General features: G+C 29.8%; 13 protein-coding genes. 5 read left to right on the plus strand and 8 right to left on the minus strand.

Annotated elements, in window-relative coordinates:
- Nucleotide 1: 1 nt before the first annotated feature.
- Nucleotides 2-373 (plus strand): DUF3127 domain-containing protein, encoded by a 372-nt coding sequence (locus BTO07_RS13425; RefSeq protein WP_087522652.1) that lies wholly within the window; start codon nucleotides 2-4, stop codon nucleotides 371-373.
- A gap of 110 nt (nucleotides 374-483) precedes the next feature.
- On the opposite strand, the gene BTO07_RS13430 is transcribed toward BTO07_RS13425, so the two are convergent.
- Together BTO07_RS13430 and BTO07_RS13435 are read right to left on the minus strand one after the other, a co-directional pair.
- Nucleotides 484-729 carry a DUF1456 family protein gene (locus BTO07_RS13430; RefSeq protein ID WP_087521719.1) on the minus strand — a complete coding sequence of 82 codons (246 nt, stop codon included), beginning with the start codon at nucleotides 727-729 and terminating at the stop codon, nucleotides 484-486.
- A gap of 30 nt (nucleotides 730-759) precedes the next feature.
- Nucleotides 760-1,383: a YqaA family protein gene (locus BTO07_RS13435; RefSeq protein ID WP_087522653.1), complete on the minus strand. Its 624-nt coding sequence runs from the start codon at nucleotides 1,381-1,383 to the stop codon at nucleotides 760-762.
- A 353-nt stretch (nucleotides 1,384-1,736) separates the two neighbouring features.
- Here BTO07_RS13435 and aat point away from each other — a divergent pair, with 353 nt between their 5' ends.
- Nucleotides 1,737-2,363, plus strand: a complete 627-nt coding sequence (gene aat / locus BTO07_RS13440; protein WP_087521720.1) for a leucyl/phenylalanyl-tRNA--protein transferase — start codon at nucleotides 1,737-1,739, stop codon at nucleotides 2,361-2,363.
- 74 nt (nucleotides 2,364-2,437) lie between these two features.
- Nucleotides 2,438-2,977: a hypothetical protein gene (locus BTO07_RS13445; protein WP_087522654.1), complete on the plus strand. Its 540-nt coding sequence runs from the start codon at nucleotides 2,438-2,440 to the stop codon at nucleotides 2,975-2,977.
- Here BTO07_RS13445 and BTO07_RS13450 read toward each other — a convergent pair.
- Nucleotides 2,974-4,650: an RluA family pseudouridine synthase gene (locus tag BTO07_RS13450; protein WP_087521721.1), complete on the minus strand. Its 1,677-nt coding sequence runs from the start codon at nucleotides 4,648-4,650 to the stop codon at nucleotides 2,974-2,976. The genes BTO07_RS13445 and BTO07_RS13450 overlap by 4 nt on opposite strands.
- Before the next feature lie 252 nt (nucleotides 4,651-4,902).
- Between BTO07_RS13450 and BTO07_RS13455 the strand changes: the two genes are divergently transcribed.
- A complete protein-coding gene (locus tag BTO07_RS13455; RefSeq protein WP_087521722.1) occupies nucleotides 4,903-5,316 on the plus strand; it encodes a DUF1842 domain-containing protein in 414 nt (137 codons plus the stop codon).
- Nucleotides 5,317-5,407: 91 nt separating this feature from the next.
- Here BTO07_RS13455 and BTO07_RS13460 read toward each other — a convergent pair whose 3' ends face one another.
- The 3 genes from BTO07_RS13460 to BTO07_RS13470 form a co-directional block, all read right to left on the minus strand.
- Complete coding sequence (locus tag BTO07_RS13460; protein ID WP_087521723.1) at nucleotides 5,408-6,367, minus strand: L-threonylcarbamoyladenylate synthase; 960 nt, start codon at nucleotides 6,365-6,367, stop codon at nucleotides 5,408-5,410.
- Between the two features lie 202 nt (nucleotides 6,368-6,569).
- Nucleotides 6,570-9,260 (minus strand): chondroitinase-B domain-containing protein, encoded by a 2,691-nt coding sequence (locus BTO07_RS13465; protein ID WP_087521724.1) that lies wholly within the window; start codon nucleotides 9,258-9,260, stop codon nucleotides 6,570-6,572.
- A gap of 202 nt (nucleotides 9,261-9,462) precedes the next feature.
- A complete protein-coding gene (locus tag BTO07_RS13470) occupies nucleotides 9,463-10,188 on the minus strand; it encodes a hypothetical protein (RefSeq protein ID WP_157663352.1) in 726 nt (241 codons plus the stop codon).
- A 103-nt stretch (nucleotides 10,189-10,291) separates the two neighbouring features.
- On the opposite strand from BTO07_RS13470, the gene BTO07_RS13475 reads away from it, so the two are divergent.
- Nucleotides 10,292-11,716, plus strand: coding sequence for a KAP family P-loop NTPase fold protein (locus BTO07_RS13475; RefSeq protein WP_087521726.1), 1,425 nt, complete (start codon nucleotides 10,292-10,294; stop codon nucleotides 11,714-11,716).
- Here BTO07_RS13475 and BTO07_RS13480 read toward each other — a convergent pair.
- Nucleotides 11,708-12,130: a hypothetical protein gene (locus BTO07_RS13480; RefSeq protein ID WP_087521727.1), complete on the minus strand. Its 423-nt coding sequence runs from the start codon at nucleotides 12,128-12,130 to the stop codon at nucleotides 11,708-11,710. The genes BTO07_RS13475 and BTO07_RS13480 overlap by 9 nt on opposite strands.
- 61 nt (nucleotides 12,131-12,191) lie before the next feature.
- A complete protein-coding gene (gene polA, locus BTO07_RS13485; protein ID WP_087521728.1) occupies nucleotides 12,192-15,038 on the minus strand; it encodes a DNA polymerase I in 2,847 nt (948 codons plus the stop codon).
- Between the last annotated feature and the right edge of the window lie 129 nt (nucleotides 15,039-15,167).

Genomic DNA, 15,167 nt, shown 5'->3' on the forward strand with positions numbered 1-15,167 from the left:
TATGGAAGTTATTGGTAAAGTAAAATTAATTGGAGACGTTCAGACTTTTGGAGCTAACGGATTTCAAAAAAGAGAATTAGTAGTTACAACAGATGATCAATATCCTCAAATGATAATGATTGAGTTTACACAAGATAAGTGTGATTTATTAAACAACTATTCTGTTGGACAAGATGTAAAAGTAGCTGTCAATTTAAGAGGTAGAGAATGGATTAACCCACAAGGTGAAGCTAAATACTTTAACTCTATTCAAGGATGGAGAATTGAGAATTTATCTCAAGCAGCAGGAGCTGGTAGTAACTTACCTCCAGTAGATCAATTTCAGCCAGCAGCAGATGTTTCTGATGCAGAACCAGACGATTTACCTTTCTAGGAAATAAAATAGATTACTAGAAAGTTAGATTTCTAGATATAAAAAAAAGAGTGTAAACTAAATTTACACTCTTTTTTTATAAAATTTCGTCTTGTTTCTTAAATCTAAAACTACTTCTTTTCTCCCTTTTTAGGCATTGGTCCACGTAAATGAACAACGAGTCCGTTTAAAAAGTTACGTAAAATTTGATCTTGACATTCCACATATTTGTCATGATCTTCACTTCTAAATAAAGCACCTAATTCTGCTTTGCTTACTTTAAAGTCTACCAAAGCGCAAATGTCTACAATATCTGTATCGCGTAATTTATGAGCTACACGTAGTTTTTTTAAAATGTCATTATTTGTTAATCCCATAATGTAAATATAATTATTTTTAATCTGAATTTAATCAACTACTTGAAAAATTGCCCAGGCATAAATTGCAAATCTCGCAAAACGAAACAATCCAAATAAAACAACATTTTTAAAAGGATATTTAATCATACCAGCAGCCATACAAGAAATTGAAAAAGGTACAGGCAATAAGGCGCCAACTAAAATTAAGAAACCTCCCCACTTTTTAGAATTCTTTAGGTGTTTGGCCATTTTTACTTCTAAATAAGTTTTTACAGTATCTATTTTTAATACCATTTTTCCTATAAAATAAGAAAGTAAACCACCACTATAAGATAGGGTTGCAAGTATTGCTAAGTTTAAAATTGGTTCTGATGTTTTTTTAGTCCAAGCTATAAATATTTCTGGCGGAATTAATCCTAAAAGCGTTTCAGAAGAAAAGAAGAAAGAAAAAATACCGAGTTTAGAAAACGTTTCTGTAATAGATTCTAAACCTTCATTAATATTATAAACATAGCTGTTTATTAAAAAAAGACCTACAACAACAGATACTATTGGGATAAAAGCTTTTTTAAGGCTTTCCCAAATAAACATATAAAAGCCAGTTCTAGAGTAGTAGCTATGCATTAATTTAGCTCTCTCCTTTTTAGTCTTTATTCTTTTTCTCTTCGTCATTCTAGACATCCATCCATTCTTAAAATAGTTTGCAAAAATAGGGACTTCTAGCATATAAACACTAAAATTAACGTAGATTAATATAATTTTAAGAAGCTAATAATTAAAATAATATTCATACATTTGGTTAACCAGATTGGTTTACCGAAAAAAACAATGAAAACAAACTTATTTTTCCCAAAAACGAGTAGTAAGTTTAATTTTTCTGAGGTTTAATTTCTGTTTATTTATTAAGCTCTAAAAAAGAGAAGCAATCAAAAATGATTGTCATACAAAATTAATATTCCCCCAATATTTTTAAGAAAAGCCTTGTCAATTTTTGATGAGGTTTTTTTGTTAACTATTTTTGCAAAATGATTTGGCTAACAGAAGACATAGAATTCCCTCCTTATGAACTTACTACGGATGATGGCATTATTGCTTTAGGTGGAGATTTATCTGAAGAACGATTAACGTATGCTTACAAAAACGGAATTTTTCCTTGGTTTTCTGAAGGAGATCCTATTGTTTGGTATTGTCCCTACGAAAGAATGGTATTATTTCCGAATGAAATAAAAGTATCAAAATCGATGCGAAAAGTCATTAAGAATAATGAGTTTACAATAACTGAAAACAAGGCTTTTAAAGAAGTAATTTATAATTGTAAGAACATTACAAGAAGTGATGGTTTTGGAACTTGGATTACTGATGATATGGAGCAGGCATACATCAACTTACATAAAGCAGGAGTTGCAAAATCGATAGAAATTTGGCTTAACGACGAGTTAGTTGGTGGTTTATATGGTTTAGAGATAAATACTATTTTCTGTGGAGAAAGTATGTTTAGTAAAATTTCTAACGCTTCTAAATTGGCATTTATACATTTAGCTAAAACGAAAAATTACACATTAATCGATTGTCAAATTTATAATGAGCATTTAGAAAGTTTAGGTGCAAGAGAAATTGATAGAGATTCTTTTTTAAAAATTTTGAAAGCGTAGTTTTTATATTTTTTTTGAGAATAGTAAAAATTGGAATAATTGTTGTTTCAATTGTAGCAACCCAAAACTATATTATGAAAAAATTAGGACTCTTAGTTTTACTTTTCTGTTCAACATCAACTTTATTATCACAAGATAAAATAGGAAGACCTTTTTTTACAGGAGATGTAAATTTTACACTAGGAATTAATGAAGACTATGAAATTGGTTCTGATGATGATAATGGACCTTTGATTGTACCTTCGGCATTATTATTTAGAGTTGGTTTCGGTTATGAGTTTAAGAGAAAAGTTGCCATCGCATTTAATACTGGTTTTGATTACCATTGGAATTACGCAGTAAGTGCGTTTCCTACTTATGGAAGTTTAAAATATAATATTTCAGAAAGTGATGATGATGTTTTTTTTACAGAAGTAAGTTACGGTAAAATGTGGACGCCTTCTTCTAATTATCCTGATGGAAATTATTATGGAATCGGTTTTGGGGTTCAATTAGCTGGTGAAGAAAGATGGAATACAATTGTTAGATTAGATTTCCATAGTAAAGCAATTTATGGTTTTGAAAATAACAGATTAGATAGTATTTCTTTTGGAATCGGTTTCTCTTTTTTCTAAAAATCAGGAGCAACCGTAAAACTCATTATTTTATTTGTTTCTGGATGTGAGAACTCAATAAACTCAGCGTGTAAATGCAATCTGTTTTCTTTTTTTCCATACAAATCGTCACCAACAATAGGTGTATTCAATCCGTCTTTATGAGCAGCATGCACTCTTAATTGATGTGTTCGTCCTGTAATTGGATAGAAATAAACTTTCGTTTTTCCATTTTCTTTTTTGATGATTTCCCAATTTGTTTCAGTGTTTTTACCATGTTCAAAATCGACTAATTGTCTTGGTCTATCATCTAAATCTACTCGTAATGGAAGTTTTATGGTTCCGCTATTTTCAGTTAATTCTCCATTTAATAAAGCAACATACCGTTTTTTAATAGTTCTTTTTATAAACTGACTTTGTAAAACTTTATTCGCTTCTTTGGTTTTTGTCAGTAATAAAATTCCAGAAGTAGACATGTCTATTCGATGTACAATTAATGGACCAGTCGCATTTGGGTATTTCTCTTTAATACGTGTATAAACAGAATCTGTAATATCTTTACCAGGAACAGATAAAAACTCAGTAGGCTTGTTTACAACCAGTAAAACATCGTCTTCATAAACAATTTCTAAATCTTGTTTTTCTGCTAAATTTTCTAATAATAGATTGTCATCCATTTCAACACCTTCTAACATATGTGCTAATATAGGTTTACATCTACCTTGGCAAGCTGGGTAATAGTTTTTATGTTGTCTAATTGCTGAATTTGGCGAAATTCCCCACCAAAATTCTGCGATACAAATAGGCGTTAAATCATTTAAAAAAGCATATTGTAAAAGCTTTGGAGCAGAACATTCGCCAGAACCAGCAGGTGGTTTTATTGCTGGATTATCAAAAATATCTAACAAATCACGCTTTTTCTTTTCTTTGTTTAAGAAAGCATATTTACTAAAAAGTGTTTGTTGTAAATAATTCGATTTTTCTTTCCGCTGCTTTTTTAACGATGCAATTCCGTCTTCAAAAACAGTAAGTTCCTGTCTTTTTTTTGCAATTTTATCTTCGTAATATTCATGTAGTTCTTTGTAGAAAAACTGGTCGTTAAAACTTTCTTGAACTAATTTTGTGTTCAGTAAATTAAATTCAGGTTCACTTAAAGTTGCTTGTCCATGTTGCTTTCTAGCTTTTCTATCAGCTTTGTTAAGCTTCATCTTTTTTCTAACCAACGCTAAATCATCATCAATACTTTTTGATATTTTTTTAAGCGATTTCTTTAAAGATAAATAACTGTAATCCTTTTTTAGAACAGACAATTGTATGTTTATCTCGTCTATTTCTTTTTCCCCTTTAATATAGAAACTACCTTCTGTTCTCATATTAAAAACAGGTGGAACAAACTTTTTAGGTAAACTTTTATCAGCTAGTTTTCCTGAAAATGCAGCCAAATATCCAATTTCATTTTGGTTGTTTTTTACAACCAAAACACCAAACATTTTACCAATTGGCAATGTTGTTTCATCCTCGGATAATCCAAAATTATGTGTAAAATCAGTTTTATTTTCTAAGTATTCTTGAATTTCTTTTGTGGCAATTTTTGCCAAAGAATGAGGTTTGTAATAAAATGGAAATGTAAACTTTTCTGGAAGTTCAATTTCTTTTATTGGGCTAGAAAATTTGATAAAATGTTTAGAATTCAATTCAGAGTAAATTACTTAATGTGTCGCAAAGATAGACGTATCGAGAATAATTAAAAAGGATAAAGAAACAATTGTTTTCACTTGAATGCTTGTACTGGTTTCTTAAAACAGGTATTAGTACTTTGAAAAACACTTGTTTATTTATCTAGTTTTGTGGTGTAATATTTAGTTGAAAGGCCGCAATTATAATTTACAAAGGTGAAACCGAAAAACCTTTAAAATAGAGTAGGATAAAAAATAAAACTTAATATAATGAGTAATACAGCAGCAAAATCAACAGCATTAGTAGGAGCATATTTAACAAAAGGGACAATAGGAAATGTTGGAATGCCAGGAGCACCAATTGCTCACTTTTCTTTAGTAGTTGTACCTGGAGCAAACAGTGTTTCTGGGACCGTAGAAATTACGCAAGCAATTTCTGGACCAACAAGTAATATTGTTGTTAAAAATGTAAAAGGACAAATTAGAGCAACAGGATTTGGTAAAATAACTAAAGTTGTAAGTTTAGAAGGTGAATATTTTGTATCATTTCCACCACCAGCAATTGGATCTTATTTAGGTAAATTCTCTGCACATATGGCAATTGATAATGATTGGAACGGACAAGGAGGTTTTACTTATGGTAGTTCAAATATCGATGATGTACCAGTAAAATCTGATAACTAAAAACCGAACCAATTTTAGTATTGTAAATTAATTCAATAAATAATTGCAGGAAAATTGATGTTTAAGAAATGTTGGTTTTCCTGTATTATTTTTACAAACTAAAAGTTGCGCGTTGCAATCTGTCATTAATAGATTTTCCTAAACCGTTATCAGGAAATCTTTCTGTAATTATTACATCTAATTTTTGATGATCTAATTCGTGTAAAGAATCATACAATTTTGATGCAGCTTCTTGCATAGAACCTTTTTCAGATAAAAGAATTTCTGTTAAATAAGCATCGTTTAAGGAGTCTTTAAAAACAAGAATTCCAATTTTTTTTCCTTGATGTTTTTTAACTTCATTAGCAACATCATCAACCAAGAAAGTACGAGTAGAAGGCGCATAATGTCTTGCTAACATACCAGGAGCATCAGGACTTACTTCTTCTTTATTTTTGATGTTAATTTCACCAACTACAGCTTCAATATCTTCTAAAGCTAAAGCACCTAATCTGTAAATTATTGGTTCCTCATTTTCAAAACCAATAATGGTAGATTCAATTCCGTTTGTACAAGAACCACCATCTAAAACTTGCTGAATATCATTTTTAAAATAACGTTCTACATGTTCTGGTTTTGTAGGACTGATACTTCCAAAAGGATTTGCACTTGGTGCTGCCAAAGGAAAAGGAAGTTGTCTTAATAACTCTAAAGTTACAGGATGATTTGGAACACGAACAGCAACTGTGTCTTTTCCTGCTGTTATAATATCAGGAATTTTATCACTCTTTTTTAAAACCAGAGTCATAGAACCTGGCCAAAAAGCAGCTGCTAATAACTTTGCCTTTTCAGGAACATGAATTACAATATCTTTCAATGAATCAATAGAAGGAATATGTACAATTAACGGATTAAAAAATGGTCTTTTCTTTGTTGAGAAAATAGATTTTATTGCTTTTTCGCTAAATATATTACCTGCTAAACCATAAACTGTTTCAGTAGGTATTGCAACCAATTCTTCATTGGTTAATAGCGTAATTGCTTTTTGTATGTCTTTAGAAATAATGCTCATAATTCGTTTGCAAAATTACGTATAAAATACCTAGATTTTTCAAAAAAATATCTAGTCTTAAAATATAGTTACAAGTGAAAATTATTTTATTCATATTGTAAGAGAAATACACCTTTTTAATCACCTAAATAAAATGTTTTTACCAAAAAAAAACAGCTATCTAAATTAGATAACTGTTTTTTAATATTACTCTTTTGTATAATTATTCGGTTACTAATATTCTTTTAATTGCTTTTTCCTTTCCGTTGCTAATTTCAACAAAATATAACCCTGAATTTAAAGAAGACAAATCTATTTCTTCTAATAAATCATTTGAGTTTAATTGAACTTGTAAAATTTTACTACCTAAAACAGAAAACACATTAACTGTGTTAAAATCGTTTGAAGCTCTTTTGATATATAATTTACCTTGATTAACAGGGTTAGGGTATAAGTTTACCCCTAATTCCGAAAGAGTAAATTCATCGTTTGATAATGTAGACAATGTTCCAAAGAATTCAATTTCTCCAATAGCAGACCAAGCACTCTCTCTATTATCTCTATTAATATTATACCTTCCGTAACCTATTAATTTTACATAGCGAGCGTCTGTATCAACTTCAAACTCATTAAACTCTGTTGTACCAGTTTCTGTAAATAACAATCCATCAGAAGTCGGTAAAACCATTGAGAAATCAGAAACATTTGTACCTGTCGTTGATACCAATATTTGAATTCCGAAAGAATCAGGTTTATTTGTGGTATTGAATTGAATGAAATCTAAAGTATATTCATCTCCTAAGTCGTAAATAACATATTCTCCATCACCTTTATAATCTCCATCTAAGACTTTTCCATCTTCTGCAGTCCAAACAGAACTCATGTCTTTATCTAAAGTATTCGTTGCTATTTCTGATTTAGAGCTATTATCACTTGAAAAAGAATGTATTGTAACAGGATCACCAGACACACCTGTATTGATTAAATTTGTACGAGCAGCAGCCTCTTGAGTAACAGTTAACGTTCTTATAATATCATCACCTCCTGCATCTTGAGTAAAAGTTACCGTGCCAGTTTTACTACTTGTATTTGTGTTTTCTGTAACCGTAACTACAACTTTTTCATTACCAGAACTCGAACTTATATCAATAGTTATCCAATTATCATTAGACGTTGCAGTCCAACTTACATTGGCAGTAACAGAAACATCGTAACTAGCTGCAACCTGAGTAAGCGTTGGTAAACTACTAACGGTTAAAGTCTCACCAATTACAATAGTACAATCACCATCAAGAATATTAGTACCTGAATAATCTACAAAACACGCTCCAACTCCGTAACCAACCATATCATCAGTTGTTGGAGCATAAGTACCCATATTAGCACCTTTACCTGTTGCTCCTGAAAAAGTGAAAATTTCACCATCAGCAGCAGCAGTAATTCCTGTATCTTCAGAAAGACCAGTGTTAGTAGCGCCTAAAGAAGTGCCATTATAAACGTTTCCAGTGTAAGATAATGCAGTACCAAGATCATTATAATCACCCGTAATAACGTCAGTTAAATTTGAGTTACCATCAGCAAAATAAATTAAGTTATTTTCAATTATACCTGTTGGGTCGTTTGATCCTTTAGCTGTGTTGTAGTAAAAAGGAGAATTCGTGTTTATAATTGTGTTATTAGAAACGTTTATATCTACTACTTTTTGATACCCGTTTGAAACACCTGTAGAAGAACAATCAACATCAGCATTATCACCTCCTCCTAAAAATGTGATACCATTATTCCACTGGGCCTGAGAATCAACATTAATACAATCTTTAATATAATTATTCGTAATTTTATGGTTACTGTCAACAATTCTAATTCCTCCAGTACCTTCGGTGTTTTCTCCTAAAAAGTAATTTCCATCAACAGTAGCATCCGAACCATGACGTAGTACTAAAGAACCTCTACAGCGTCTAAACGTGTTATTGGTATATTTGTTACCATAACTTTTATTCGTAATAATTTCATTTTCACCATCAGCCTTCACAAAATAGTTGTTGCTAATTGTGGCAACACTATTTACATTTTGATATTCACTTGTTCCTATTCTAATGGTTTCACTATCTCCTGCATTTGATAAGTTTCCATCAACTACATAATCAGCATAAAGCTCAAGTATTTTTTCAAAATTATAAAAATAATTATTAGTAATTATATGACCAACTGTTTCACAACGGTTATTAACAGTTTGATAACCATTATTTGGCTCACCATCTTCAGGTTCATTATAAGGAGGTTCCCATGCATTATATTCATACTCAGCTAATATCATTGCACCTGCAGTTTTTTTATTCATAAGTGAACAGTTAGTTACGGTGTTATAAGTTCCATATAAAACAATCCATCTATGTTTTACTACTGCTGGTGTGTCTTCTGGGTCATCCGGTGATAAACCTTCCATTAATTCGGCATTTTCAACTCCTAAACCATCAATTACACAATTTTGAATTGTACTGTGATTCGCAAAAACATAACCATTTCTAAATTGAATAAAATTACTAGTTCCATAACCACCTTTCCAATAAAAACCATCAACAATAATATAATCTCCAGCGATACTCATTGGCATACCATTGGTAAATGTAACTCCTCCAGGAGTTGCCGTTTTAATTGTAATTGGCGAATCTGATGTACCAGTTGTAGGGTTAATTACTAGTCTATCTTCTGAAGTATAGGTTCCGTCTGCTAAAATAACTGTATCTCCTGCTCCTAGAGTTGAAAAGTCAAAAGCTTCAAGTTCATCGTCTCCATCAATGTTATGAGTATTTTGAGAAAATGTATTATAATTACAAATTAATAATAATATGAAGATTTTAATATGAAATTTTTTAAATAAGCTACTTTTAGTTTTAGTAATTTTTAATTTCATTTTAGTATATTTTTTAGTAAATTAAATTGGTTTACCAATTTGGTTTACCAAATATAGTTTATAATTTTGTTAATTAAAAAAAATATAGTTGAAATTTTAATTTTCATTTCTCAGGGATAAATTATAAATTTATGAGTCTACATAAAGAGAAAAGATCTTTATATGTAAACCCTATTTTTTAGTACTTTGACTAAAAAAGAAATTATTGCAGATTCGTTTCATAACTAAAAGAATCAAAAAGAACATAATTTTCTGAAGTTGTTTTTACATCACCCATAAAATGCAAATTCTCTAAACTATTGTGCACTTTAAATTTGATGTTGCTTTTTACTTTGGTCTGTAATGTTTTTACCAATTGATTATTAATGTACCATTTTACCAAATAAAATCCATCAACATCAATCAATTCCATTTTAAATTCGGAATAAGTATCCATTTTTACGGCAAAATGACTTGAGCTTGAAGGTGAAAATTGAGAAACACAATATACAATTCCTTCATCAGCTTTTAAGTTGATTTTCTCTCGATCTAATTTTTGTCCCGAACCAATTTCAAAATCGAATTCAAACTCTTCTTTTTGGTTGTGATATAAAAAAGCACCAATACTAACTTGTTCGTACAATTTAAATTTTGGAACAAAAATGCGCCATTTATAAATACCTGTTGTAAAGTTTTTTCTTTTGCTTCTTACTTTAACTCTGTCTATAGAATTAGCTCTTGTAGTTATTTTTAGTTGCTTATTTTCTAAGGAATAAGAAGCAGGACTTTTCCATGAATTGTCTATCCAATTGTTTTCAAATTTGGTTTTATCATCAAAATTATCTAAAAAAGGCGTTGTACTTTTCATAAACAAAGTATTAATACTTCCACAATTTGAAAAAGTGATGATAGAAACTAGTAATAAAAAACATCTAATTTTAGTTTTCATTTTTATGGATAAATTATAGTTTTATAAAAATAGATAAATCTATATGAAGACAAAGGATTTTTATTTGTAAACCCTATTTTTAGTACTTTTACTAAAAAAGAAAATGTCAAAATTGCTACCCAATTTACCTATTGAAAATTTAACTACTGAAAATGATTATATCGGAATCATTGAAAAAGGAAATCTTCTAAGATCATTCTTTTTGCACAACAAACACGAATTTTCTCAAATGAAAATATTCTCTATTTATGGTGAGTGGGGAAGTGGAAAAAGTACTTTGATGAAGTATTTAGAAAAGGAATTAAAAGGTTCGTTCAATACTTTTTTCTTTGAATCTTGGGAGTTTGAAAGTGATGAGAACTTATCACTTTCTCTATTAGAAACCCTAACAAAAGATACGAATTCATCTACCGATGGATTAATAAAGAATGCAAGGAAATTATTTGAAGGTTTTGCAAAATCTTTAACTATTAAAACTCCAATTGTAAATATTAATACAGATAAAATTTTAGAAGAAGTAAAAGAAGATTCTTTTTTAGAATTGAAAGAACAATTTAAAGCTGACTTTATAGATTGGGAGAATAAAATTACAACAAAGGATAAATCACCTGACTATAATATTGTTTTTATTGATGATTTAGATAGATGTGAACCCGAAAATATTTTGAATCTACTTTCTGCGATGAAACTCTTCTTTACATATGGGAAGAAAACTATTTTTCTGTGTGGTATTGATAAAAAGGCAATAAGAGAAGCTGTAAAAACGAAGTATGGTGAAATTGTAAAAGCAAATGAGTATTTAGAAAAGGTTTTTGATATTTCTTTTTCGATGCCAGAAACTGTTGATGCTTCAAAATTGGTGAAACAATATTTTAATGATGATGAAATTGTTGAAGGAAAAAAAATAGGAGATTTAATAAGTGATTTTTTTGATGATCTTCATTTTAAAAACCCAAGAAGAATAAAGAAAATTTTAAATAAATATTTAATAATTAAAAGATTAAAAGAAAGTGAGTCTTCTGATAACTTAGTTCTACCCAATATTATTCATAATAACTCAGGAACTTTATTTGAAACATACTTAACGTTATATTTATTGATTTTAAGTGAGTTTGAACCTGAAAATTTCAAATTATTGTTTAATTTGAGTGCTAAAAGAATTAATTACGCGGATTCGTTGAAAAAGTCTAACCTTGACGAAAGTCAGATAAAAAGTATTTCTAGTAATCACTTATTAAACTATTTAAAAGAAGAATCTTTAAGAGGGGAAAAAATTGGTAATTATGAAGATAAAGTTCTTTTTAGATTTTATTTAGCAAATTTTACACCAAATAAGGTTGATTCAATTAGTTCTTTAATATTTGGGGACAGAGATTCTTTTACTAAACATTTTAATTTAGAGATAAAAAGTTATGAGTATTATTTTTCTATTTTTATGTTTCAGAACGAGTTGAATTTTATTAATGATTTAAAGAATATGGAAATAAGTTTAATTAATTATAAGAAGATTATTTCAAACCTAATTTAAGAAATCATCATCTTCAAGTAAATCATCATCTTCATCATAAGTTGCCGAAGGACAAAACATTAAATCAGTAGGGTTGTCAATATCATATAAATATTGATACCCTTTAGATTCTTTTTTACAAAAAGGTTCTATCAATTCTATCATTTTGTTGAAACCATCTAAAGTTAAAATGCAGAAAAAAGTTTCATTATCTTTCGTTAAAATCCCTTCATCAGATTTAAATAATCCGAAAATTAAATTACAATTACGAGGTTCAATAAAATCTATCTGAGATAAATCTAATTTTTGCCTTTTATCAATAATTGTATCTATTAAAAGATCTCTAAACAGAATCGCTTCTGCTTTGTTAAAGTTATATAGTCGAACAATATTTTGGTCATGACCATTTATATCATCAAGGTAATCTACTTCCATTTTTTATTTTTAATATTCTTAAGAAAAACACTTCGACAAGCTCAGTGTGATAGTGTTAATTTTAGTGAGCTTGTAGCCAATTTTCTCCAATTCCAACTTCAACATCTAAAGGAACACTCATTTTAAAAGCGTTTTCCATTTCGTATTTTATAATTGGTGTAATCGTTTCTAATTCGTCTTTATGCGCGTCAAAAACCAATTCATCATGTACTTGTAATAGCATTTTAGATTTAAAACCTTCTTTTAGAAAACGATTGTGAATATTAATCATTGCTAGTTTAATAATATCTGCTGCAGAACCTTGTATTGGTGCATTTACCGCATTTCTTTCAGCGCCACTTCTAACCATTCCGTTTTTAGAATTGATGTCTTTTAGATAACGTCTTCTGTTTAAAACCGTTTCTACATAACCATGTTCTCTAGCAAAATCTACTTGCTTAGACATGTATGCTTTTAACTTCGGATACGTTTCGTAATAAGTATCAATTAACTCTTTAGCGTCACTTCTAGATAAATCCGTTTGATTACTTAAACCAAAAGCAGAAACCCCATAAACAATTCCGAAGTTTACCGTTTTGGCATTACTTCTTTGCTCACGAGTAACTTCATCTAAAGGAACATTAAAAACTTTTGCAGCGGTAGAAGCATGAATATCTTCACCATTTTTAAAAGCTTCTATCATGTTTTCTTCTTCACTTAAAGCAGCAATAATTCTTAATTCTATTTGCGAATAATCCGCAGCTAATAAAACGTAATTTTCATCTCTTGGAATAAACGATTTACGAACTTCTTTACCACGTTCTGTTCTAATTGGTATGTTTTGTAAATTCGGATTATTAGAACTCAATCTACCTGTTGCAGCTACTGCTTGCATGTATTGAGTATGAATTCTTCCTGTTTTTGGGTTGACTTCATTTGGCAACGCATCTACATAAGTACTCAATAATTTTTTATACTGACGATATTCTTGAATATCTCTAATAATTTTATGCTCTCTTGCTAAAGCAGATAAAATATCTTCACCTGTTTTATATTGACCCGTTTTTGTCTTTTTAGGTTTCTTTACCAATTCCATTTTTTCGAACAAGACAATTCCTAATTGTTTCGGTGAAGCAATATTAAATTCTTCTCCTGCTTGTTCGTAAATGTTTTTTTCTAATCTGTTGATGTCATCCGTTAACGCAACAGATAATTCTTTTAAGAAATCTATATTGATGTTTATTCCTTCAATTTCCATCGCTGTTAAAACAGAAACTAATGGCAATTCTATTTCATTAAAAAGTTTGGTAACATTACCGCTTTCTAATTCTTTGGTAAAGTGTTCTTTTAATTGAAACGTAATATCTGCATCTTCTACAGCATATTCTGTTTGATCTGCAATAGGAACATCTCGCATAGAAAGTTGGTTCTTCCCTTTTTTACCAATTAAATCTACAATAGAAACTGGTTGGTAATTTAAATACGTTTCTGCCAAGATATCCATATTATGACGCATATCTGGATTAATCAAATAATGCGCAATCATCGTATCAAACAATTTCCCTTTTACAGGCATATCATAATTTGATAAAACTTTGATATCATACTTTAAATTATGACCAACTTTTTCAATATCACTTTCAAAAAACGGTCTAAACTCTTCTAAAATAGCTTTTGTTTCTTCTTGATCTTCTGGGAAGGAAACATAATATCCTTTGCCAGCTTCAAAAGAAAATGCAATTCCGATTAACTCAACCTCTAAAGCTTTTAAACCCGTAGTTTCAGTATCAAAACAAACAGAAGTTTGGCTCGCTAATTTCTGTAAAAATAATTTTCTTGATAAAGGCGAATCTATATGTTGATAAAAATGACTGGTATCTTTTATAGTCTTAAATCCTGATGAAATTGCTTCTTCAGAAACAGAACCTGTTCCTGGAGCAGCAAATAAATCGAATTGTCCTTCAGGTATCGGAGCTGCTTTTTTAGCAGCAACTTTAGAAGTTTCTTCTGTTTTATTTTCTGCTGAATTTGTCTTTTTAGCATTTTCAACACTAAAAGTTCTAATAAAATTGGTTAATAAATTTCTAAATTCTAACTCATTAAAAAGTTCGGTAACCTTTTCTACATCTGGATGATTTAATTCAAAATCTGTTGCCTCAAAAGTTACAGGCACATCTAACATTATGGTTGCTAATTTTTTAGAAAGTAAGCCTAATTCTTTTGAAGCTTCTACTTTTTCTTTCATTTTACCTTTTAGCTCATGTGTATTTTCAAAAAGGTTTTCCATAGAACCATAAGCCGCTAAAAACTTTTTGGCAGTTTTTTCTCCAACTCCTGGCAAACCTGGAATATTATCTGCAGCATCTCCCATCATTCCTAAAAAGTCAATCACTTGTAAAGGATCTGTAACTCCAAATTTTTCTTGTACTTCTGGTACTCCCCAAATATCATATCCACCACCAAAACGAGGTTTGTACATAAAAATATTATCAGAAACCAATTGTGCAAAATCCTTATCTGGCGTTACCATAAAAGTTTTGTAACCTTCTTTTTCTGCTTGTTTTGCTAAAGTTCCAATTACATCATCAGCTTCAAAACCATTTTTTACCATAATTGGTATGTGCATTGCCTTTAAAATTTCTTGAATGTAAGGAATCGCTAACTTAATAGCTTCTGGAGTTTCATCTCTGTTAGCCTTATAAGTTTCAAACATTTCTACTCTGTCTACACTTCCTCCTTTATCAAAACAAACCGCTAAATGATCTGGTCTTTCACGCTTTATTACATCTAATAAAGAGTTCATGAACCCCATAATTGCAGAAGTATCTAAACCTTTACTGTTAATTCTTGGGTTCTTTATAAAAGCATAATATCCTCTAAAAATTAATGCAAAAGCATCAACTAAAAAAACTCTTTTTTGATCTGACATTTTATGGATTTAGTAGTTTAAAACGATCTCTAAAACAGTGTTTTTTAGAGATCGGAGAAAGGTACAAAACTTTAACAAGACGTTAAAATTCATTCATTATTTAACAGGTATATTTGTCAAAATCTTTAA

This window comes from Polaribacter sp. SA4-12 (genome assembly GCF_002163675.1).
Lineage (GTDB): Bacteria > Bacteroidota > Bacteroidia > Flavobacteriales > Flavobacteriaceae > Polaribacter.

Bases quoted from the DNA above. Each gene is read 5' to 3' on its own strand.
- BTO07_RS13425 (WP_087522652.1), top strand. From the start codon at position 2: ATGGAAGTTATTGGTAAAGTAAAATTAATTGGAGACGTTCAGACTTTT.
- BTO07_RS13430 (WP_087521719.1), bottom strand. From the start codon at position 729: ATGGGATTAACAAATAATGACATTTTAAAAAAACTACGTGTAGCTCAT.
- BTO07_RS13435 (WP_087522653.1), bottom strand. From the start codon at position 1,383: ATGACGAAGAGAAAAAGAATAAAGACTAAAAAGGAGAGAGCTAAATTA.
- aat (WP_087521720.1), top strand. From the start codon at position 1,737: ATGATTTGGCTAACAGAAGACATAGAATTCCCTCCTTATGAACTTACT.
- BTO07_RS13445 (WP_087522654.1), top strand. From the start codon at position 2,438: ATGAAAAAATTAGGACTCTTAGTTTTACTTTTCTGTTCAACATCAACT.
- BTO07_RS13455 (WP_087521722.1), top strand. From the start codon at position 4,903: ATGAGTAATACAGCAGCAAAATCAACAGCATTAGTAGGAGCATATTTA.
- BTO07_RS13460 (WP_087521723.1), bottom strand. From the start codon at position 6,367: ATGAGCATTATTTCTAAAGACATACAAAAAGCAATTACGCTATTAACC.
- BTO07_RS13465 (WP_087521724.1), bottom strand. From the start codon at position 9,260: ATGAAATTAAAAATTACTAAAACTAAAAGTAGCTTATTTAAAAAATTT.
- BTO07_RS13470 (WP_157663352.1), bottom strand. From the start codon at position 10,188: ATGAAAACTAAAATTAGATGTTTTTTATTACTAGTTTCTATCATCACT.
- BTO07_RS13475 (WP_087521726.1), top strand. From the start codon at position 10,292: ATGTCAAAATTGCTACCCAATTTACCTATTGAAAATTTAACTACTGAA.
- BTO07_RS13480 (WP_087521727.1), bottom strand. From the start codon at position 12,130: ATGGAAGTAGATTACCTTGATGATATAAATGGTCATGACCAAAATATT.
- polA (WP_087521728.1), bottom strand. From the start codon at position 15,038: ATGTCAGATCAAAAAAGAGTTTTTTTAGTTGATGCTTTTGCATTAATT.